This is a genomic window from Psychrobacter sp. 1Y4, assembly GCF_051847555.1.
This window is the reverse complement of the sequence record NZ_JBPYDE010001062.1, coordinates 1-538: the sequence shown is the minus strand read 5'-3', so window position 1 is coordinate 538 and position 538 is coordinate 1. Positions and strand designations below refer to the sequence as shown.

Here is a 538-nt window from a genome sequence, read left to right as displayed (position 1 = left end):
GCCCAAGGGGCTTCTGAGCTGTTTGTTTATGGGACAGCGGTCAAAGCGGTACCGATGTCGCAGCAGCTCCAGAACCCACCAAGCGATAATCACTATCCGTCCGGCCAAACACCAAATCCTCAAGCCCAGATTGCGCCAGATGATTTACCGCGTTTTAATCCTTTTGGTTGATTTTAGTGCTTTAAAAGCTATAGCAATAAAAACCACAATACTAAAAACCACAATGCTACAAACCGTAATACTTTTTATGATGAGAAACGTGCCATGAATGACTCACTCACGCAAGTGCTTATCAATTATGGGCCGTTTATTTTTTTATTCGCCGCTGGTTGGTTTTTTGGTTCACGTCATGAGCGTCAGCATTTGGCACAACTCAAAGTAGCAGAGCAGGCGCTAGGGGGTATTACGGTTTCAAGCGAGCGTTTCTACCGTCCTGAGCTGGCTGTCGGTAGTGAGGGCGTGCTAGTTCTTGGTAGCGTCGTTATTGCTCAAGATTACTTTAAGATGATTATTGCTCGCGTGCTTAGTCTGTTTGGCA

1 pseudogene is annotated in these 538 nt (G+C 45.9%); it reads left to right on the top strand.

Going from position 1 to position 538, the window contains the following annotated elements:
• Window positions 1–264: 264 nt before the first annotated feature.
• Window positions 265–538, top strand: a pseudogene (locus tag ACS8FC_RS20415) (YbjQ family protein); the annotation flags it as partial.